20 protein-coding genes are annotated in these 21,033 nt (G+C 51.3%); 11 read left to right on the forward strand and 9 right to left on the reverse strand.

Translation table 11 applies throughout. The features are described from left to right. Window positions 1–3: 3 nt before the first annotated feature. From AC07OI_RS01010 to AC07OI_RS01020, 3 genes are all read right to left on the reverse strand, one after another. Window positions 4–666 carry an ABC transporter ATP-binding protein gene (locus AC07OI_RS01010; protein ID WP_492703810.1) on the reverse strand — a complete coding sequence of 221 codons (663 nt, stop codon included), beginning with the start codon at window positions 664–666 and terminating at the stop codon, window positions 4–6. A gap of 31 nt (window positions 667–697) precedes the next feature. Then, window positions 698–1,945, reverse strand: coding sequence for an efflux RND transporter periplasmic adaptor subunit (locus tag AC07OI_RS01015; RefSeq protein ID WP_495255996.1), 1,248 nt, complete (start codon window positions 1,943–1,945; stop codon window positions 698–700). Between the two features lie 365 nt (window positions 1,946–2,310). Further along, the gene (locus AC07OI_RS01020; protein ID WP_492703812.1) at window positions 2,311–2,925 is read right to left on the reverse strand and encodes an OmpW/AlkL family protein; all 615 of its coding nucleotides are present in this window, start codon (window positions 2,923–2,925) and stop codon (window positions 2,311–2,313) included. Between the two features lie 183 nt (window positions 2,926–3,108). Here AC07OI_RS01020 and ettA point away from each other — a divergent pair, with 183 nt between their 5' ends. Together ettA and AC07OI_RS01030 are read left to right on the forward strand one after the other, a co-directional pair. Then, the gene (gene ettA, locus AC07OI_RS01025) at window positions 3,109–4,776 is read left to right on the forward strand and encodes an energy-dependent translational throttle protein EttA (RefSeq protein ID WP_492703813.1); all 1,668 of its coding nucleotides are present in this window, start codon (window positions 3,109–3,111) and stop codon (window positions 4,774–4,776) included. Window positions 4,777–4,992: 216 nt separating this feature from the next. After that, window positions 4,993–5,406, forward strand: a complete 414-nt coding sequence (locus AC07OI_RS01030) for a flagellar basal body-associated FliL family protein (protein ID WP_492703814.1) — start codon at window positions 4,993–4,995, stop codon at window positions 5,404–5,406. Between the two features lie 14 nt (window positions 5,407–5,420). Here the strand turns inward: AC07OI_RS01030 and deoD are convergent, their stop codons facing one another. From deoD to deoC, 3 genes are read right to left on the reverse strand one after another with little or no spacing between them, the layout of a single operon-like run. Further along, on the reverse strand, window positions 5,421–6,134 hold the full coding sequence (gene deoD / locus AC07OI_RS01035) for a purine-nucleoside phosphorylase (protein ID WP_495255997.1): 714 nt from the start codon (window positions 6,132–6,134) through the stop codon (window positions 5,421–5,423). Next, entirely contained in the window at window positions 6,131–7,486 is a 1,356-nt protein-coding gene (gene deoA, locus AC07OI_RS01040) for a thymidine phosphorylase (RefSeq protein WP_495255998.1), read from the reverse strand. The genes deoD and deoA overlap by 4 nt, the downstream gene beginning before the upstream one ends. Before the next feature lies 1 nt (window position 7,487). Beyond that, window positions 7,488–8,270, reverse strand: coding sequence for a deoxyribose-phosphate aldolase (gene deoC, locus AC07OI_RS01045; RefSeq protein WP_495255999.1), 783 nt, complete (start codon window positions 8,268–8,270; stop codon window positions 7,488–7,490). A gap of 169 nt (window positions 8,271–8,439) precedes the next feature. On the opposite strand from deoC, the gene AC07OI_RS01050 reads away from it, so the two are divergent. The 3 genes from AC07OI_RS01050 to AC07OI_RS01060 all read left to right on the forward strand — a co-directional run bounded on the left by AC07OI_RS01050 (window position 8,440) and on the right by AC07OI_RS01060 (window position 12,070). Beyond that, the gene (locus tag AC07OI_RS01050) at window positions 8,440–9,036 is read left to right on the forward strand and encodes an IMPACT family protein (protein ID WP_495256000.1); all 597 of its coding nucleotides are present in this window, start codon (window positions 8,440–8,442) and stop codon (window positions 9,034–9,036) included. Between the two features lie 247 nt (window positions 9,037–9,283). Beyond that, a complete protein-coding gene (locus AC07OI_RS01055; RefSeq protein WP_495256001.1) occupies window positions 9,284–11,491 on the forward strand; it encodes a protein kinase domain-containing protein in 2,208 nt (735 codons plus the stop codon). Window positions 11,492–11,620: 129 nt separating this feature from the next. Then, window positions 11,621–12,070, forward strand: a complete 450-nt coding sequence (locus AC07OI_RS01060; RefSeq protein ID WP_492703820.1) for a hypothetical protein — start codon at window positions 11,621–11,623, stop codon at window positions 12,068–12,070. 36 nt (window positions 12,071–12,106) lie between these two features. Here AC07OI_RS01060 and AC07OI_RS01065 read toward each other — a convergent pair whose 3' ends face one another. Continuing rightward, window positions 12,107–13,624, reverse strand: a complete 1,518-nt coding sequence (locus tag AC07OI_RS01065; protein WP_492703821.1) for a sigma-54-dependent transcriptional regulator — start codon at window positions 13,622–13,624, stop codon at window positions 12,107–12,109. A 198-nt stretch (window positions 13,625–13,822) separates the two neighbouring features. Between AC07OI_RS01065 and AC07OI_RS01070 the strand changes: the two genes are divergently transcribed. From AC07OI_RS01070 to AC07OI_RS01080, 3 genes are all read left to right on the forward strand, one after another. Beyond that, window positions 13,823–14,356, forward strand: a complete 534-nt coding sequence (locus AC07OI_RS01070) for a hypothetical protein (RefSeq protein WP_495256002.1) — start codon at window positions 13,823–13,825, stop codon at window positions 14,354–14,356. Window positions 14,357–14,399: 43 nt separating this feature from the next. After that, the gene (locus tag AC07OI_RS01075; protein ID WP_492703823.1) at window positions 14,400–14,693 is read left to right on the forward strand and encodes a hypothetical protein; all 294 of its coding nucleotides are present in this window, start codon (window positions 14,400–14,402) and stop codon (window positions 14,691–14,693) included. Window positions 14,694–14,758: 65 nt separating this feature from the next. Further along, window positions 14,759–15,808, forward strand: coding sequence for a hypothetical protein (locus AC07OI_RS01080; protein WP_495256003.1), 1,050 nt, complete (start codon window positions 14,759–14,761; stop codon window positions 15,806–15,808). Between the two features lie 44 nt (window positions 15,809–15,852). Here AC07OI_RS01080 and ltaE read toward each other — a convergent pair whose 3' ends face one another. Continuing rightward, complete coding sequence (gene ltaE / locus AC07OI_RS01085; RefSeq protein WP_495256004.1) at window positions 15,853–16,884, reverse strand: low-specificity L-threonine aldolase; 1,032 nt, start codon at window positions 16,882–16,884, stop codon at window positions 15,853–15,855. 145 nt (window positions 16,885–17,029) lie between these two features. Here ltaE and AC07OI_RS01090 point away from each other — a divergent pair, with 145 nt between their 5' ends. Next, entirely contained in the window at window positions 17,030–17,731 is a 702-nt protein-coding gene (locus tag AC07OI_RS01090) for a transglutaminase-like cysteine peptidase (protein WP_495256005.1), read from the forward strand. A gap of 6 nt (window positions 17,732–17,737) precedes the next feature. Here the strand turns inward: AC07OI_RS01090 and AC07OI_RS01095 are convergent, their stop codons facing one another. After that, complete coding sequence (locus AC07OI_RS01095; protein ID WP_495256006.1) at window positions 17,738–19,696, reverse strand: bifunctional diguanylate cyclase/phosphodiesterase; 1,959 nt, start codon at window positions 19,694–19,696, stop codon at window positions 17,738–17,740. Between the two features lie 194 nt (window positions 19,697–19,890). On the opposite strand from AC07OI_RS01095, the gene AC07OI_RS01100 reads away from it, so the two are divergent. Together AC07OI_RS01100 and AC07OI_RS01105 are read left to right on the forward strand one after the other, a co-directional pair. Beyond that, entirely contained in the window at window positions 19,891–20,190 is a 300-nt protein-coding gene (locus AC07OI_RS01100; protein WP_492703828.1) for a DUF2288 domain-containing protein, read from the forward strand. 102 nt (window positions 20,191–20,292) lie between these two features. Further along, window positions 20,293–20,937, forward strand: a complete 645-nt coding sequence (locus AC07OI_RS01105; protein WP_495256007.1) for a hypothetical protein — start codon at window positions 20,293–20,295, stop codon at window positions 20,935–20,937. Window positions 20,938–21,033 lie beyond the last annotated feature (96 nt).

Consider the following 21,033-nt stretch of genomic DNA (forward strand, 5'->3'; position numbering starts at 1 on the left):
CTCCTAAGCCACCAGTTGGCCGTCAAATACCCGGACTATGCGACCACCCTGTTTGGCTTGCCGCTCATCATGCGTGACCATAACCACGGTCGTACCTTCATGACTGAGTTTGAGCAGGATGTCCATGACTTCAGCCCCCATCTGGCTATCCAGATTACCGGTCGGTTCGTCCGCCAGCAACACACTGGGGCGACCAACCATGGCACGGGCGATAGCCACCCTCTGTTGCTGACCGCCAGATAACTGATTGGGATAATGATCCATGCGCGCAGAGAGGCCCACCCGGGCCAGCGCTTCTTCTGCCAGACGGCGGCGTTCTTTGGCACTGCTGGAACGGTATAGCAAAGGTAGCTCGACATTATCGATGACACGCAGATCATTGATCAGGTGGAAGCTCTGAAAGATAAAGCCGAAGGTGCGGTTACGCATGCTGGCCAGTTCCTTATCGCGCCAGGTTTTCATCTCAGCACCATCAACCGCAATCTTGCCCTTGCCTGGCCTGTCCAGCAGGCCGATTAAATTGAGCAAGGTACTTTTACCGCAGCCGCTGGGGCCCATGATGGAAACAAACTCTCCTTTTTTCACATGCAGATTGATATCCCGCAAAGCCAGGGTTTCGACCTTATCGGTCTGATAGGTTTTACTGACGTTTTCCAGTTTGATCATGATTGCTTCCTTGTTGAATTCTTATTGTGGTCTACTGAGATACTCTGAAACTGCTCAAATGCTTGAAATTGCTGATATCTGAAATCACCAGCCTGTCGCCTTCTTTTGCACCCTGCAAGACTTCCACCATTTTGCTGTCACCCAGGCCAATTTCTACGCTGCGCTTTACTGCCTTGCCATTTTCCAGCACATACACATCCTGCCTGCCCTTGCCGTTTATCGCCGGCCCGTTTTCAACGATCAGGCTGCGTGCTTTTTGTTCCGTGATGATATTCACGTCCACCCTGAGTTTGTGCCTCAGTGAAGGGTGGTTCGCCTTATCCAGTACGACGATGAGCTTCACGGTGCCGTTTTGTATTTCGGGCAAAATGGTTTGTACTTCACCTGGCATGATTTGTCCGCTGTATTCAACCCGCACTTTTTGACCAGAACTGAGGTAACGCGCATAAAAATCAGAGACAGTGGCTTCTACCTTGAAGTTATTCAGTTCAGATACCTTGGCAATCAGTTGCCCGGTATTCAGGCTGGCACCTTCGTCAGCCAGCATCCAGGTCAACAGGCCATCAAATGGGGCTTTGACCTGGGTTTGTTCCAACAATCTCTGCTGCAATTCCATCTGTTTCTGGAAGATGGATTTTTGCAGGCGTGCAGCCTCGATATTGCTTTGCGTAGTGCGACGGGTATCTGTCAGGGTTTCTTTGTGCTGGCGCAGTTGCACTTCATTGCGCTTGACTGCCAGCTCTGCCGCTTGCAAATCAACTGCAGAAGTAATGCCTATGGGCCCCAGTTTTTGGTAACGTGCCAGTTTGACTTTATTGCTCTGCAAATCCAGTTCCAGCAGCTCAATTTCACTGGCAATTTTTTTGAGGTTGGATTCCATCTCCATCGCCAGCAATTGTCCCTTGACGTCTTGCTGGGAAATCTGTTCACGCAAATTGTCGATCGCCAGGCGGATGGTGTGATCATCCAGTACCATCAGCAGTTCACCTGCGCGCACTGTCTGGCCCGCCTTGGCAATGACTTTGCTGATACGTGACTGGTTGGGGCTGGACAATTGCTCTTCGTGAACAGGGACGACAACGCCTGCCGCATTGATGGTGTTGTCGATGGCACCTGTATGTACCTGGCCGACACGAATTTCGCCAAGGCTGACACCAGGACTGATGATGCGATTCACTGCCCATACTGCGCCTGTCACAAAAATGGCGGCAGCAGCAAGCAGCAAGATGGTCTTGCGCCTGCGCTTTTTGAGTGTGTCGTGGCTGAGAGCCTGATCCATGTTGAAACCTGATCTAAGTAAATTGCGGATCAGGTTTGCAAGCGCCGTGCCTGCCGTAACGATTTAAACAAAGTCGTTTAAAATCAGTTGCTTACAAAAAAACTCCAAAGAAAATGATAGTCGGATGGAGGTAAATCCGTTCGTCAACGAACGCTGGTGTGCGAATTAGCACGGTGATGGCGGACTGAAAAACCGTCGCCCAAAAAAAATCCCCTTTCACAGAAGAAAGGGGAAATGTGGCAGCTCACTCTTTTAAACTAGGACTTACGCAAAGCCATCCCAGCAAGGTGCAGCTCCGCAGACAGTACTTTAGTACGGCAAGGTGCTGCAACGCAGCTGGGGCGGTTTGCGTATGTCCGCTTTCCTTAGAAGCGATAGCCTACGCCTACACCTACCAGCCATGGGTCAACCTTGACTGCACTGACTTTAGCGCCACTGATCGTCACGTCACTGCGGATCTGCACTTTTTTTACATCCAGATTCAAGGACCAGTTTTTGTCGAGTTTGAAATCCACGCCAGCCTGTATTGCCAGACCGTAGCTATTGCTCTCCAGGCCACCCGCACCTTTGAGCAGGTTTACATCGGAGATGCGGGTGTAATTGACACCAGCACCGACATAAGGGCTGACTTTAGCTCCAGGCATAAAATGGTATTGCGCAGTCAATGTCGGTGGCAAATGTTTGAAGCTGCCAATGATGGCGCCATCCAGCATGACATCATGTTTTTGCGGATAAGTCAGTATCAGTTCAGCCGCCCAGTTTGGTGTAAAGAAGTACGTAATATCGACTTCTGGGATTTCCTTGCTGGTCACCGTAATACGATCGGCAGCACCAACGCCACCCACAGGATCAGAGCTATTTGCAGGGCTGATATTGACGACACGGGCACGCACTTGCCATGGGCTCTGTTCTTGAGCCATTGCCTGACTTGCCGTGAAGCCGATAGCTGCCAGGGAGAGTGCGATAACAAGCTTTTTCATTTTCATTTCCTCTTTTATCAACAGTGATGAATAAAGTGTAAATCCACACTGCTGGAAGGGACTTGAGTTATATCAACTTTGGTGCGGAGCAGCATACGCGTCTTTTTTAGCTAAATATTCCGTCCTGTGCCAGCTTGAGGTATCCTTGCAGGCATTCTTATTCCCTATGAAAAATCAAGAAAAATGGCTAATTACGTCTACACCATGAATCGCGTCGGCAAAATCGTCCCGCCGAAGCGTCAAATTCTGAAAGATATTTCCCTGTCCTTCTTCCCTGGCGCCAAGATAGGCGTGCTGGGTCTGAACGGCTCAGGCAAGTCTTCCCTGCTGAAAATCATGGCAGGTATAGATAAAGACATACAGGGCGAAGCAGTGCCCATGCCCAACCTGAACATCGGTTACCTGCCGCAAGAACCGCAGCTTAATCCAGAACAAACCGTGCGCCAGGCAGTTGAATCTGCCCTGGGCGAAGTATTTGAAGCCAAGGCCAAGCTGGAAGAAGTGTATGCAGCCTATGCTGAAGAAAATGCAGACTTTGATGCGCTGGCCAATGAACAGGCACGTCTGGAAGCGATTATCTCTACATCATCTGGCGACAATGTAGAACTGCAACTGGAAATGGCCGCCGATGCGCTGCGCCTGCCACCATGGGACGCCAAAATCGGCGTTTTGTCCGGTGGTGAAAAACGCCGCGTCGCCTTATGCCAATTGTTGCTGTCCAAGCCTGACATGCTCTTGCTTGATGAACCGACCAACCATCTGGATGCTGAATCGGTAGACTGGCTGGAACAATTCCTGTTGCGTTTCCCTGGTACCGTGGTGGCGATTACCCATGATCGCTACTTCCTCGACAATGCTGCTGAATGGATTTTGGAACTGGATCGTGGCCATGGCATTCCATGGAAAGGCAATTACTCTTCCTGGCTGGACCAGAAACAAGCACGCCTGAAGCAGGAAGAAGCCACTGAATCTGCGCGCCAGAAAGCACTGCAAAAAGAACTGGAATGGTCACGCCAGAACCCGAAAGCGCGTCAGGCCAAGAGCAAGGCGCGTCTGGCCCGTTTCAATGAAATGAGTGAGCATGAATACCAGAAGCGTAATGAAACCCAGGAGATTTTCATCCCTGTGGCCGAGCGCCTGGGTAATGAAGTTATTGAATTCAAGAACGTCAGCAAAGCCTTTGGTGACCGCCTGCTCATCGATAACCTGAGCTTCAAGATCCCTCCTGGTGCTATCGTCGGTATCATCGGCCCTAACGGTGCTGGTAAATCGACTTTGTTCAAGATGATCAAGGGTCTGGAAACACCGGACAGCGGTGAAGTCGTACTCGGCCAGACTGCAAAAATCTCGCTGGTTGATCAGTCACGTGAAGACCTGGGCAATACCAAGACCGTGTTTGAAGATGTGGCAAACGGTGCCGACATTTTGACGGTAGGCCGTTTTGAAATGCCTTCACGCGCCTACCTTGGCCGCTTCAATTTCAAGGGCGGTGACCAGCAAAAGATCGTGGGCAACCTGTCTGGTGGTGAACGTGGCCGTTTGCATCTGGCAAAAACCTTGCTGCAAGGCGGCAATGTCTTGCTGCTGGATGAACCATCCAATGATCTGGATGTGGAAACCCTGCGTGCGCTGGAAGATGCCTTGCTGGAATTTGCCGGCAGTGTCATGGTTATTTCCCATGACCGCTGGTTCCTGGATCGTATCGCCACCCATATCCTGGCGTTTGAAGGCAATTCACAAGTCAGCTTCTTTGATGGCAACTATCAGGAATATGAAGCCGACAAGAAAAAACGTCTGGGTGAAGAAGGTGCCAAACCAAAACGCATCCGTTACAAGCCTTTGACAGTGTAATTCTGGGGCGGATCTGAAGAAGTCTGAGCCAGGTATGTAATTTGCATAAGCCCGCCTGATAAGAAACTTTAGTTTCATATCAGGCGGGCTTATCGCATAAAGCATCATGGCACTGTTCAGCTCCTTTAAGTTGTTTAACAGTATGTTTTGCTGCAATGCGGTAAGCTTCTGAAAAATATAGATTTTTCTTGAGCAAACATTGGCAAAAGATAAAACATGATACTGAAAAAACACTTAGTCCCTTTCCTGCTTTGTCTCGCCCTCAATCTGTCATCCGGTGTGGTTCTCGCCAATTCTGGAGGCAAGGATGCTGGCGCAGCGGGTGCTGCCTCTACTGCAAAACTGGAAGCTTTCACTGTCAATTTAGCCAGTACTGAACGCTATTTGCAACTCAGTATGGCGCTGCAAATAGCCAGCGCTGAAGTCAGCGACAAGATCAAAATGTTCATGCCCAAAGTCAGACATACGCTGATCTTGCTACTGAGTAGCAAAGAGGGTGAGCAATTGCAAAGCCTGGACGGCAAACATCAGTTGATGGAAGAAATCAAGAATGGCGTTAACAAGACGCTGGAACTGAAAGAGCATGACGGTGTGACCGATGTGTTTTTTGAAAACTTCGTCATCCAGTAAGACTTGCAAGGCCATCAATCCCGGGCACAACAGCTTTCCAGTGCAATTTCTACCATATCGCCAAAGCTGTTTTGCCTTTGTTCTGCTGTCATGCTCGCACCGCTACGCAGGTGATCTGCCACGGTCAGCAAACCCAGTGCCTGCACACCATGCTCGGCTGCCACCGAATACAAACCTGCCAGCTCCATTTCCACGGCCAGTATCTGCATTTTTTCCATGATGTCGAATAGCTGTGGCTGCGCGCTATAGAACAGGTCAGCAGAAAACACATTACCCACCCTGACAGGTTTGCGCAAGTAATGAGCCGTGTTTACGGCCCTGGCCAGCAAGGCATAGTCGGCAATTGCTGCGAAATCATGATCCATGAAACGCATGCGGTTGACCTTGCTGTCGGTGCTTGCACCCATGGCGACGATCACATCCCCCAATTGCATATCGCCCCGCAGGGCACCACAAGAGCCCAACCTGATGAGTTTTTTTACGCCATATTCGCGTATCAACTCTGTCGCATAAATACTGATGGAAGGTATGCCCATGCCATGTGCCAGCACGGAAATTTTCTGGTCACGATACCAACCGGTATAACCCAGCATATTGCGCACGGTATTCACCAGCAGGGCATCGCTGAGCCATTGGTCGGCAAGCATCTTGGCACGCAGGGGGTCACCCGGCATCAGGACGATTTCGGCAAAGTCACCGGGAGCGGCATTGATATGCGGAGTAGTCATGCTATTTCTGTATTGAAGGCGGGTACAGTCGAGCACAAACTGCCACGCGTGCTTTGCCGTAATTGCTGTGGTCGTGGCACTGCTGATTCTCCAAATGTGCAAGCGGCCAGCAGGTTCTTGCTGGCCAGCGCCAGGCTATCTGCATCAGTGGCGTGGATGATAGCTAGCGGAATATCGCTGTCCATGAGTTGGCCCAGTTCAGCCATTTGGCACAAGCCCGTGCTGGCGTCCCGTTTGCCCTTACCTGTAGCACTTAATTGCAAAACCAGCATACCTATGGCACGGGTGTCCATGGCGTTCAGGTATAAACCAGCAGGAGCAAAGACCACCTGTTGCAAGGCAGCGCGGGGCAAATAGCTGGCGTAATTGTCCAGCAAATCAGCTGGTCCACCTAAGGCCGCGCAAGATCTCTCAAACACTTGTGCCGCCTTGCCACTATGCAGGACATCCAGCAAACGCACCTGCGCCTCCAGAGAATTTGCTGCCAGACCAGCAAGTAATAGCATCTCAGCACCCAGTACTAATACCGTCTGGTGCAGGCGTTGCGGGCAAGTGTCAGTACGCAGATAGCTTAGCGCTTCACTTATTTCCAGGGCATTGCCAACGCTGGGTGCCAGCGGCTGACTCATGTCGGTAATCAGGGCCGAGCAAGCCATACCCGCCGCGTTGGCAGTATCTATCAAATTCTTTGCCAATGCCTGTGCCTGCACCAGCCCTGGCGTTTGCGCACCATTGCCACATTTGATATCCATGACCAGGGCATCCAGCCCCGCCGCAAATTTTTTTGACAAAATGGATGCAGTAATCAAAGGCAGGCTATCCACCGTTGCTGTCACATCGCGTATTGCATACAGGCGTTTGTCAGCCGGTGCCAGGTCGCTAGTCTGGCCTATGATGGCCATGCCGCACTCTTTTACCACGTGGCGAAAGCGCGCCAGCTCAGGTGTTGTGCAATAGCCGGGTATGGCTTCCAGCTTGTCTTGCGTACCACCGGTATGGCCCAGGCCGCGCCCACTGATCATGGGGACGATGCCGCCACAAGCCGCCACCATGGGCGCCAACACCAGCGATACCAAATCGCCAACGCCGCCAGTAGAATGCTTGTCCACCACCGGACCGGATAAATCCATGTCATCCCAGTGCAAGACCTTGCCAGAATCACGCATGGCCAATGTCAATGCGGCACCCTCATCCGCTGTCATGCCCTGAAAGCAGGTCGCCATGCAAAACGCCCCCAATTGCGCGTCCGATATGCTGCCATCGACTATGCCGGCGACCAACTCCTGTATCTCCTGCTGATCCAGTATCTGCCCCTCGCGCTTCTTGCGTATCAGCTCTTGTACCAGAAACATCTCAGTATCCTGCCTTGGTTTGTACTCGTACTTCGTTCACGCAAGCCTGCAAATTATTCAAGAGACTGGAAGCACCAAAGCGAAAATGCGAAGGACTCACCCAATCCTGGCCCAGGATGTTATCCGCGAGTGTCAGGTAGGCTGCAGCTTCTTCCACCGTCCTGACCCCGCCTGCCGCCTTAAAGCCACAATGACCACCGGTTTCCCTGATCACAGTCAGCATGGTTTCCGCTGCTGCCAGCGTGGCATTCACCGCCACCTTGCCTGTTGAGGTCTTGATAAAGTCTGCCCCTGCCGTGATCGCTATCAGACTGGCAGCACGTATCAAGGCTGCCGTCCTGAGCTCACCGCTCTCTATGATCACCTTCAGGAGCTTGTCGCCGCAGGCCGCCTTGCAGGCCCTGACCATCTCTGCTCCAGTGCTTGTATCTCCCGCCATCAACGCTGCATAGGGAAAAACCAGGTCCACCTCGTCCGCACCATAGGCGATGGCAGCACGGGTCTCGGCCATGGCAATCTCTACGTCCACCTCACCATGGGGGAAATTGACCACTGTCGCCACCTTGATACCTGGCGTGCCAAAATCACGCAGCACCTTTTTGGCATGCGGAATAAAGCGTGGATAAATGCATATAGCTGCTACCTGCCCTTCTGCACTGCTGGCGGCATTACACAAGGCAGTGATTTTTTCCCTGGTGTCGTCCTCATTCAGGCTGGTCAGGTCCATCAGACGCAAGGCGCGACTGGCTGCCTGCTTCAAAGCGGTCTCCGGAGTGGAAGGCATGTTCTTGCTCCTGTAGCTATCCAAACATCAAAGATAAGCTGCCTGAGAACGAAGTCGCTTGATATACATCAGACCTCAGGACTATGCCTCAGGCAACAACGTTGCAGTATATGTATACCCAAGCCCAATTAGCCGCCAAAATAGCGGCTTTACCCCATACAAACTTCCCATGTACCAGCTCGCTGCCCCCGCTTTTGCCGAAATTGAAATCAAGAAAAGCCGTTTTCTGGGCCAGCTCTATCCGCTTAACAGCCGCACAGAAGCCCGGCAGCAACTGACCAGCATACGTGCACAGCACCCGGATGCCGTGCATGTCTGCTGGGCGCTGATCTGTACTGGTGATTCTGGCCTGGATGATGATGGCGAACCCTCAGGTACCGCCGCCAAACCCATGTACAACGTGCTGGTACACAAGGATGTAACCAATGTGCTGGCCGTGGTCGTACGCTACTGGGGCGGCACCAAGCTGGGCGCTGGTGGCCTGACGCGTGCCTATGGACAAGCCATTTCTGATGCCTTCAAGGTCGCCGAACTGATAGAAGTTGAGTACATGCTCGCCTGGGACATCGTGTGCGCCTATGCCGATGAATCCCATGTACGCCGCCTGTGCGACAAATTTGCCGCCAGCGTCACTGAGCTAGCCTATACCGAATCCACCACCATCAGTATCAGCATCAAGCAGAAACTCGCCACCAGTTTTGAGGCCGAATTGATAGAGATGCTCAAAGGACAAGTCAGCATCGTCAAGCCTGAGATCACTATTTAACTTCCACCTCATCTCGCCCAACCCATCAAGACTGGGCGGGCAGGTTTTTTACATGTAAATTACTGTCAATTCACATGTCATTTACATATAAAATAGATTGGCTTGTCACTGTGAGTACACAGTTTTGTAATAAAGTTCGCTATATTATTGCCGTTACATCTCGTTACGAATAGCAACTATCTCGCGTGGGCAGATAGCTGCATGTAGCTCAATGCGGCATAAAAAATAATAACCATGCAAGAAACCAATGCAAAATACCAATCTGGCTAGCAAAGACAATACAGAAACAGAAGAAGAAAGCGTCAGCCTCAGACATTACGAATTCAAAAAGCGTCTGGGTGAAGGCGGCTTTGGGCAAGTCCATGAAGCCTGGGACAGCAAACTCTGCCGCCCTGTCGCCATCAAACAGCTCAAAGCAACCGAAAGCACAGCCCCTGGCAGCAACCTGCTCAAAGAAGCGCGCCTGGCCGCGTCATTGAAGCACCCGGCATTCGTCAAGATATTTGCCATTGAGGATGAAGACAATAGCCAGTCCATCGTCATGGAACTGGTGCCCGGCCTGACCCTCAAGCAATTGCTGCAACAAAACCCGCAGCAACCGCTGCCAGAACAACAAGCCATCAACATCATCAGCCAGGTCGCCGAAGCCATGCAAGAGGCCCATGCCAGCGGCCTCATCCATGGCGACCTGAAACCGTCGAACCTGATGGTGGAGCCCGGCGGTAAAGTCCGCATACTCGACTTTGGCCTGGCATCCCAAACCGATGCCCAGGCCACCACGTCCATGAGCCAGCTTGACCCGCAAGGCACCATAGCCTACATGGCCCCCGAACGCATGATGGGCAGCCCGGCCAACGCCCAAAGCGACATCTACGCTCTCGGCGTTATCCTTTACGAAATCCTGACAGGCCAGCGCCCCTTCGCCAATGCCAGCGGCCTGGCCCTGGCCGCCGCCCTGATGCAATCGAATTCTGATACCTGGGAATTCCCGGTGGGATGCAAGCCAGAGCTGATCAAACTGGTACTGGCGATGACGGCACGGCAGACCGAGAAACGCTTGAGCGGCATGCAGCAGGTAGTTGAGCAATTGCGTGGGCTGGTGAGTGTGCCTGTGCTTGTTTCTGGAGCGGGTAACACAGCTAGTAACTCTGACAAAGGCTGGAAAGCATTAAGTCCACCGAAAAGATTTGCCATCGTCAGCGCCATCATCGTCGCACTGGGATATGGTGCCTGGCAGGCTGCGCCCTACCTTGAAATTGACAAGATGTCCTTGAAGCCGTTTTCAGAATCATTGGCTATGAAACAGGGGCTTGAGGCTTTAAAGCAATTTGACAGACCAGGTAGCCTGGACGTGGCAGAAGCAAACTTTGAGACGATATTGAAACGCAATCCGCAACAAGCCGGTGCCGTTGCTGGTATGTCGATAATTTATACGTTTCGTTACGACAGCGACAAACAGGATGAAGTGCTGCTACAAAAAGCCGATGCAAGTGCGCAACAAGCATTAAAACTCAATGACAAATTGGCTCTTAGCCATATCGCCATTGCCCGGGTACAGGCACAGTCAGGAAAAAATGAATTAGCTCTGAGTACCTATGAAAAAGCGTTGACGTTCGATCCGGATAACATTTTTGCTTTTTATGGGAGAGTAAAAGTACTCAGACTTATGAAACGTTATGACGAAGCAATAAAATATGCTTCGATGGGACTGGAAAAATTCCCGCATGAAAGATTGTTTGCAGAAGAAATAGGAATAGCCAATTTTGAACAAAGTAAGTTTACTCAAGCAGAACAGTTCTTTAAGTTGAGTATAAAAATACAACCAGACTCTGTATTTGCGTACGCAAATTTGAACAATGCATTAGTTAAACAAAACCGGGATGATGAAGGAATGCAAATCCTCCAGCAAGGATTGCTGATACGGCCGAGTGCCCTTTTATATTCAAACTTAGGTGCAGCTTTATTTAAAAAACGAGATTATGTAGGTGCTGCCGAAGCATTTGAATTAGCTGTTGATCCCAACAAAGGTAATCCAGCAAAATATCTGGGATGGGCAAATCTTGGTGATAGTCTGCGTTGGATACCTGGCAGGGAAAATGAAGCTCAAAAAGCATATGAAAAAGCACGTCAATTGCTTACCCCTCGCCTGCAAGCATCGCCAAATGATATGGCACTTGTTTCTCGTTTTGCCCTGTATTCCGCACGAGTCAGTGATAAAGATAACGCAAACGAGTATATGGGACGCGCATTGAAACTGGGGCCTAAAGATGCCAATGTTCATTTTCGTGTTGGTATGGCTTATGAACTGCTAGGACAGCGAGAAGATGCACTTGTGGAAATCGCTAAAGCCATTGAGTTTGGCTATTCAATGAAATCTCTTGAGTCCGAACCTGATTTACTCAATTTAAGACGCGATCCACGCTATACAAAAATAACCAATAACCAATCAAAATGAACTGGAACAGTTTTTGCTGATCAGCCTGCGAAGTAAAGATTTCTTTATCAGAAATGATTATTGAAACGGCAAGCATGAATCGTGAGACGCATGCTTATTTGTTTAGTCCAACCAATAGAGAACTTGAATATGAGTGATCCAGTCAACTATACATTCACAACATTTTTTAACCAGGGCAATCCACAAAATCGGGCTACTGTTTCTGCAACAGGGAAATTCACTCCTGAGCCACCAATAAGCCCAGTAAACAATAAGCGGGTGCTTAATGTGGGCGATACTGTAACCTTTAATTTCAAAGGTACGGCCACTGATCCTGCCAATACCGTAACAGTCACAGCAAGTGCATTTATCGCGATTTGCAAAGCTGAATTAGAAAATGGAAAAGCTGCAGTCGGAACTGCAAAAACTGCATGCCCAGTTGATGGTGTAACAATGACGATGAATGAAGACAGTCTTGGCTTTTGGGGCTTCACTATCTCATTTACGGCAGATTTCACCAACCCAGCTGGTGATGTAGTGAGTTCAGAGTTCTTCTACCTGCCTGATCCTGAAGTTGACGTCGAAGCTGGTGGAGGTTAATTCGTAGTCAGGTATCTAAAATAGGAACGAGATATTTTAGATACCTACCACCTTCAAATACCGCCTCAACGCCTCACTAGGCGTTTTCAATAGGGCGGCGCAAGCCTCTACATCGCCAGCACTGGCTTCCAGTGACTGGCGAATTTCTTCTGTGGGTATCTGTTCGGCGCGACGTATCTGGCTGTGGTTGTCGAGCAGCTTGTACATGGATGGGCGCGAGACACCGAGTTCTTGCGCGGCTCCCTGTATATACCAGTCGTTGTTTTCCATTGCGCGCAGGACGTCATCGTCACTGAGTTCGGTCAGCTTTTTGCGTGGTGTGGCTGGCTGCGGGATTTTACTGTCTGTGCTTATGCTGGCCTGTGCCACGCTGGATGGGGTTTGGTGGGTGGTTTTTACCAGGCTGGCGAGTTGCGGCACTTCTCCCAGTTGCAGCGCCAGCAGGGCGCGACGCAGGACGTGGGACAACTGGCGGATATTGCCTGGCCAGTCGTAATTGGCAAATTCGCTGACCAGTGCTACCGGCAGGCTGGTGCCCAGTTCATTCGGTAGTTTGCTGTTGCTGAGCAGATGCAGCAACAGTACGCCTATATCTTCCCGGCGTTCGCGCAGGGGTGGCAGATGGATGATGAAACTTTCCAGACGACGTAACAGCGCCTGGTTGAAGCCTTCGCTATATAAATCCTGATCTGTCGCGGCGATCAGGCGGGCGCTGGACTTTTGGTCTTGCTGGGCACCCAGCGGGCGGTAGTCGCCGCTTTCGAGCACGCGCAAGAGCATGGGTTGTATGCTGGCTGGAGTATTGCCTATCTCATCGAGAAAGAGGGTTGCTCCTTCTGCCTCGGCAAACAAGCCTTTGCGGGCGTTTTGTGCGCCTGTGTATGCGCCTTTGACGGCACCAAACAAATCAGCAGCTGCCAGGGCTTCGTTCAGGGCGGCCATGTTGACGCTGACCAGTTCTGCACTGGCACGCTTGCTATAGGCGTGGATGGCACGCGCGGCGATTTCTTTGCCGGTACCGGTTTCACCCAGCAGCAAGACGGGCAGCTCAGTCCCGGCGACCTGGCGTATCTGGTCACGAGCGACGATGGCGGCACTGCCTACGCCTATGAAGCCGAGGGCAGGATTGTGCTTGGGCAGGCAGCGCATCCAGTGCAGGCAAATGATGATGGCACGACCCAGGCCAAGGACGGCACCTGCTTCTATCTGTTCACGGCTGAGCGCCACAGGCGCGCTAACCTCTATGCCATTGACCTCTACCACCATGCGGCTGGCAGGGGGGGTGATGAGGATGTCGTCATTGGCACCGCGACTGATACGCACCGGATCACGCGAGATACCGCCATAGCCCAGCGGCAAACCCTCTTTGGCGGGATGGCGGAATAGCGGCAAGAAGCGATTGATCTCGACCAAACCGTCAGGATTGCTGGCCATGAATTGCTCACCTATGCGCTGGCTATCGGGATGCCAGATGATAGTCAGCCCCAGCAAGGCAGACGCATTGTCAGCCAGCTTGGCCAGGGGTGAGGTCAGGGTGTAATCAGTATCGGTCATTGTGTTTGCTGCAAATCTTGGGCGCAGGCGTCGCAGATGTAAAGCGACAGTGTAAAGCGCCAATGTAAATTTGTATGCTTTACATGTCAATCAGGCTTGAAAAATAGCCCTCTCCCTAGGGAAACGTTGCTGGCACGGCGTTTGCAAATAGACCAGCATCAGGCGAGTCCACATGCTTGCCACCTGAAGGAGAGAACGATGCCCACCACAGAAATTTTGCTTATTGCACTCAATCTGCTGTTATTCATGCTGCTCAGTAAAATGGCCCTGAAAGCCAGACTGGCCCGCAATATCGCCATGCGTTTGCTGACCGACGACGTTTACTACAATGAAACCCGCAGTGTACTCATACAAAAAAATGTAGAGCGCGCCAAACTCAGCTGGGGCCGCGTCAGGATCAGTACCATCGCCCAGATACCTGTCACCCGTCCACAAGACCCGCAGGCAGCCTGGTCTGCTGCCGTCCACACCTCTACCCACTTGCGTCTGCGCCCATTGCCAGAACCTGCGCCATCGGTATTGGAAGTGCCGTATGCCTTGTGGGCCACTACCTGGGCATCAAAAGACACACCATGGTCCACCACAGTGACGCTGAAAGAAGAGAAAAAAACCGAAGCGACACCTGAGGCGACTCCGCAAACCCAACTGCGCAAAGTTGCAGTAAAACCTGGCAAGACTGCACAAGACATGCTCGATCTGGGATTGATGCAGCACGCCCTGTTTTGCAAATAATCCGGAGCACTGACACATGCCAACACTAATCCAGGAGTCATGTATGAAGCCCGCACAGCAATTCGCGAATGCAGAGATGTTATTGAAACTTGATCCCGTCGGTGACTTTGCGCTTTTTCAGGACTGCTTGCCGCCCATGTTGAGACTGCAAGCCAATCTGTTTGGCGAACACACGCCAAGCGAGGCCGAAGAGGCGGCGGCAATAGAAAGTTTCCGCAGCCTGTTTGCTGGCGCCAAGACAGGATTTGACAGACGCAAGGCCGACAAATCCAATGCTGGCACGACGAGCATAAAAACAAATTATCACCGCCGTAAAAGTGACGACAGTACGGGTTGATAATTGGTAATCAGTATCAAACCCGAATGTACTAATGCTGGCGTCTGACAAAATCAGGAAAAAACATGATTACAGAAAAAAAGATCGTCATCTCATCTGAACTTGATCCTTTGGTTATTTTTGCGCCAGAAGAACCCGGCCTGCAATGGCAAAAAATCAGTGGCATGGCCGTACTGGATGAGGCTAGCCGGAACCTGGAAGTTTGTCGCATGCAATGCATGACACTGACAGAAGCCAAGGCATTTGCAGCAGCAGATGACCGTATTACTTTTTTCTTTTACGTTAAGCATTACGCCATCATGTATCACCATCACGTCTTGCATGCAGGTGATGTGATCTTTTTTTCTGGCGCGCCTGTTCTGCATGCCGAACCTGGTGCAGACTGCTTCGAAAAACCTGCCGCACCAGATAGCAAGCTGAGTATTACCGCCGCGCCAGGGAATAACTGGATTTCAATACAGGCACAGGTGCAGGTGCCATTCCTGAACAGTGACAAAGCGCATGCCTATCTGTGGCCATGCCTGCGTCCCGGTCAGGACAATAGCGTTGAATGGATGGATGGAGGCTTGCAGGCGGTGCTTAGCTACAGTCCTGTGCAAAACGCTGGCGTTAATACCAGCAATAATCCAGGTCCAAATAGCGGTTGGTGGGTATGCGGCCAATATGTACATGCAGGTGGCAGGCAAAAACCTGCGCAAGCCTGCTTTGGTGGTCCCAGCATGCCGGTCAGCCCTGGTGATATTCTGAGTTGCCGTATTGTGTATGACGTCGCCACCCGCAGCTGGCTACAGACCATCACGAATACCATGAATAAAAATAGCGTCTCTTTCCCGGTGTCGGTAAAACATAAGCATGGACAGACACATGAGAAAAATACAGTCAGCTTTTGTCTGGAAAAACTGACTCAAGCGCATCACGGACATGCAGAACACAATCACTTATACCAGTGCCTGAGCCTGTTCAATATCATTGCCAGGGCCAGATACCCGCAAAACAACCTGGCGCATGGCTTGAATAATTTACCTCATGTAGATCATGCGAGCCTGAGTGATGACCAGACCAGCTTGCATATCGCCCGCCTTATCTTGTACAGCCCCATGCTGGATGTCAGGTAGCAATAAGGCGATTCTTGAAGAGAATCGCCTTATGCGTAGAGATACTATTCCCAGTTATTAAAGAAAGTCTGGAATACTGCGACCACTTTATCGATGTCTGTTGCAGATACGTCCAGATGGGTGACCATGCGCATATGTGGCGTAACCCTAGCCATGATGCCATGTTCTTGCAAGAGTTTTGCCAGCTCCGCACAAGCTGCGGCTGGCAGGTCGGCGTAGACGATATTGGTCTGTGGTGCCTGTACCTGCAAGACACTGATCTGGCGCAGGCCATTTGCCAGGCGTTCTGCATTGGCATGATCATCTGCCAGCCGCGGGATATGATGTTCCAGCGCATACAAACCAGCAGCGGCCAGCATGCCAGCCTGGCGCATGCCGCCGCCCAGCATCTTGCGCCAGCGCTTGGCCTGGCTAATCAAGTCATGGCTACCGCAGAGTACCGAACCTATGGGCGCGCCCAGACCTTTGGACAAGCAGACCGAAACACTGTCAAAACCCTGCACGACCTGCTTAGGACTGATGCCCAATTTAACGATGGCATTGCAAATACGTGCGCCGTCAAGGTGGGTGGCCAGACCACGCTCATGCGCCAGACTGGTTGCTGCCTGCATATATTCAGGTGCCAGCACCTTGCCGCCTATGGTGTTTTCCAGTGCAAGCAAACGACTGCGGGCAAAATGAAAATCGTCGGGTTTGATGGCATTGGTGATGTCATTCAGAGCGATGCTGCCATCTGCCTGGTTAGTCAAAGGCTGCGGCTGTATGCTGCCCAGTACGGCAGCGCCACCGCCCTCATATTTATAGGTATGTGCTTCTTGACCGACGATATATTCATCACCACGGGCGCAATGGGCCAGCAAGGCCAGCAAATTGCTTTGTGTACCGGATGGCGCAAACAGTGCTGCCTCATAGCCAAACAGATCAGCGGCATAAGCCTGCAGGTGATTGACGGTGGGATCATCGCCATAGACATCATCCCCCAGTTCGGCAGTGTGCATGAGTTCACGCATGGCAGGAGTAGGACGGGTGACGGTGTCACTGCGTAAGTCGATCCAGCTTTGCTGGTTTTCTGACATGGGTTTTCCTTGAGGATGAAAGATGCATGTATTTTAACAATTTTCATCTAACATTTTTTAAATCCACAAGCGCAGGTATTGCTGCACGAGTGGCCTGTAACAGCTACACTGTTGCTCTTGTCCATGCTTACCAGACCAACCACCCATGCGCAGTAAGGATGCGAAAATCGCCGCCAGTCTGTTTTTGCTGCTAGGCCTCATGAGCCCGGTTGTGGTATCCGGTTTGGTGGATTTTTCGCATGGCCTGATCGAGCATGTGAATAAACGCTTTGGCGTTGAGGGACCACGTCGCCTGACACAAATGCAAATTGCCATCAACAAGATCAGGGCTGCTGCGGGCAAGGACTTTGCCAAAAATGCAGCACGCTCTAACGATGGACTATATGAAATGCCGGTTTTACGGCAGGTGAATGATTTTTATAATCGTGTCCCCTACCTGACGGATCAGGAACATTGGGGGGTCAATGACTACTGGGCCACGCCAGTTGAATTTATTGCCTCATGGGGTGGGGATTGCGAAGATTATGCAGTAGCCAAATACATGACACTGAAAGACCTTGGCATACCCGCCGAGCGTTTGCGTATTACTTATGTCAGGGCGACACGCATAGGCGAGACCCATATGGTACTGGCCTACTACCCAACACCGGCAGCAGAACCCTGGATACTGGATAATCTGGTGGAAGAAATACAGCCAGGTTCAGCCCGCAATGACCTGGTGCCGGTGTACAGCTTTAATGATGAAGACTTGTGGCTGGCCAGCGGCAACACCCGCAAGGGCGGTGCATCGACTGTGCGCCTCTGGAAGGATTTGATAGAGAAAATGGAAAAAGAAAAACGCATGTGAGCGGACTTATCCTGCCTCCGCCACGACTATCTTTTCCGGCGCGCCAAAATAAAAACCCTGACCACACTCTACCTGATCAGCAATCAATAATTGCAACGATGCTTCGCTTTCTACATTTTGTGCGATCAGGGAAATGCCCAGGGATTGCGCAAATTTGACGATGGCGCGCAAGTGGGCGTGACTGCTTTCATTCGCTGCAACTTCCTGAACCAGGCCACCATCCAGCTTGATGTAATCTGGCGGTACTTCGCGGATAAAATTCAGGGCATGTGGGTCCAGGCCAAAATGATCGACCCCAAAGCGCACGCGTGCTTCACGCAAGGCACTGACAAATTTCCTGGTCACGGCATGGTCTTTGGCGCAGGCGAACTCACTGATCTCGACTGACAGGCAGGCCGCCAGTTCTGGTGAAAATTTCAGACGCGCTTGCAACCAGTCGCAAAATTCTTTGCTCTCCATGGATTGCAGCGACACATTGATGGCGATATTTTTATACGTACCGCGATTTTTTTGCAGCATGTCCATGACCAGAGTAATCACTGCCTGATCAATTTCAGGCATGAGCTGGTGACGCAAAGCCATGGGTAAAAACTGATTGGCCGGGACCAGGTTACCTTGGGTATCCAGCAAACGGGAAAATACCTCGTGATGCACAAGCTGGCGCAATTGCAAACGCATGACAGGCTGGGCGAACAAGACCCAGCGGTTTTCTGCCAGCGCATTGTGTATCAGGGTGCGCCAGCCATGGGAGCCAGCTATCATGGCTTCGCTGTCTTCCATGGCTGTCAGGCTGATTTGTCCGTTGCCGGACTGACGCATGGTTTCTATCGCCAGATCTGCGCGGGAGAAAATATCACCCCGTGTCTGCGCCGGGCCAAATACCAGGGTACCGGCAGCCAGGCTGACTTGGCGCGAAGCGCGCAGCAATACCTGATTCAAGCGATATTGCAAGGCATCAACCAGCAGCTTCATGGTTTTCTGATCGACATCAATACAGACTGCTGCGATAGAAGCACCGCCTATGCGGCCAAGGATATTGGGATACTTGCTGAAGACTTCGGACACCACCGTCGCCACGTCGGCCAGCAAGATATCGCCTTGTTGATAGCCGTGCTGATGGTTGTATTCTTTCAGTCCATCAAACTCCAGTACAAAGATAACGGCAGTTTCAAAGCGCCCTTCTTCAGACAGCAGATGATTAAAGCGCAGGTCAAAGCCATGGCGGTTTTCCAGACCACTGACTTTGTCGATAAAGGCTTCGCGTCTGAAGTTCTCTGCCCTGGCGATTTCTTCATCAAGCAGGCTGGAGATACGCTCTGTCATATGATTCATGGCAACGACTACGCGTCCTAACTCACGTGTTTGCGGCACAACTTCGATACGGCGGAAATTTTTACCCTGTATGGCGATGGCGACTTCTTCTATTTTTTCCAGTGGTCCCAAAATGATTCTGAGCAAAACCACCGTCAGCCCCCAGACCACGAGGTACATGGCAAACATCCATAAAGCCATTTCCCTCATAGAGCGCCACAGGTACTCATAGGCATAAGCCGGATGGCTGACAACAACGACCTTACCCAGTTGCCGCCAGCCTGATGAAATAAAAGCCTCGCCCTGTGGTGTCTGCAAATCGAACAGGGTAGGTATCCAGCCTGGCACACTGTCTTTGTTAGCGCCTAGCTCCTTGTTGAGCAGCACTTTGCCGGCGGGATCAAGCACCACAATTTTTTTATAGTAACCACGGTCAAACAGGGTGGAAATCTGGATATTTGCCAGAGTCTGGTCATTCTTGACCAGAGCTTCTTCCAAAGGCCGCGACAAGGCCGTGGCAGCATCTTGCGCATGCGAGGCCAGTTGCTGTTGCAAGTAATCCCGCGTCGTCAGCACTGACAGGATTTGCAAGCCAAGAAACACGGCAAAGAAAATGATGGATATGGCAAGAAGGAGTTGGCGTCTCAGCGTCATAAGGTCTCTTTGAGTGTTTTCATTCCCTGGAACTCATTTCTGTCTGCGATTTTCAATGTTTGTTGCCTATGGCGACTTTAACAAGAAAATAGCCTTTTCCACTTATTTCTTCCGCTTTATTTCAGGATTTGCATAAAATTATGGATATGGATTCGTTTTACCCGATCCTTCTCAATATATTTTAAATAAATTTCATGTCCAATACCGATATTTTACGTACCAAGATCAATCTCGAAACTGCAGCTTACCCCTGGAGTGAGTTATTGCGTCATTTTGCCAGCGGTACTGTGCTGGTGGTTCAGCCTGGCCTGGATCTGGTTGAGGTTGCCATGCACATGGCCGAAGACCATGCCGATGTCATTACTGCCCTGCTCGAACATGAGCAACTGGGAAAAGTCAGCGATGAACAGGCCCAGGCATGGCTGGAGCAGGACGCCCAGCACTGGACCGTGGTCGTCAAGCCCTGGATACTGGTGCAGGAACGCCAAAAATGAAGTTCTGACAGCAGAATTGCGGGCTGACATGAACTTTTAACAAGCTGAAGTAGTCTGATGGCCGGAGTCTGAGCCTCAATATCAGCATAGTTTTGGAAGGGCATGATGCAATTTTCACCACAAGTGGACAAACCAGCAAACCCAGGAATCAGCAAACCTGGGTATCCAGCCCTGACAATCTTGCTGGTGATCACCGTACATGTGCTTTTTTGGCAGCTATTGCGCCATCAAAACGTCTTTGTAAGGCATGGCGACATCAATCCGCTGGTGCACTACCTGCAAGTGTTGACGATAATCCCCAAGCCTGAAGTTCCCAAAGTCAGGCAACCAACAGAAGCAGCAAACAAAACTGAAAAGACGGATAAAAGAGCTATACGCAAAGAAATCGCTGCCACAAAAACAGCGAGCCCATCTCTGCAGCCCAGCAAAAAACCATCAGAATCGATACCGGATACCATCAGCCAGCCTGCGCCGCAAGCCATCAGCTCCGATAGCCAGCCGAGCCCGGGGCTGGACCTGGAAGCCGTGCGCAGTTCTGCGCTGGCGCTGGAACGCCAGCGTAAACCCTCAGAAATAGAACAAATGCAGGCCAGCCACAGACGTGGTGACAGCCTGGAAAAGCGGCTTGGGGAAGGGGCTAAGCGGGCAGAAAAGAAAGATTGCCTGAAGGCTTATTCGGGAATAGGCTTGCTGGCTGTCATCCCACTGGCGGTTAGCACCGTTGTGGACACAGGATGCAAATGGTAATGCTGTTGCCAGCTCGGCTATAATGCCGGATTCCGCAATGTGAACAAGGCTGGCACGGAAAGACCAGGACTATCTTGCTCAGGCAAGGGCGAGAGA

It is taken from the genome of Undibacterium sp. GW821-FHT07F11, assembly GCF_059418665.1.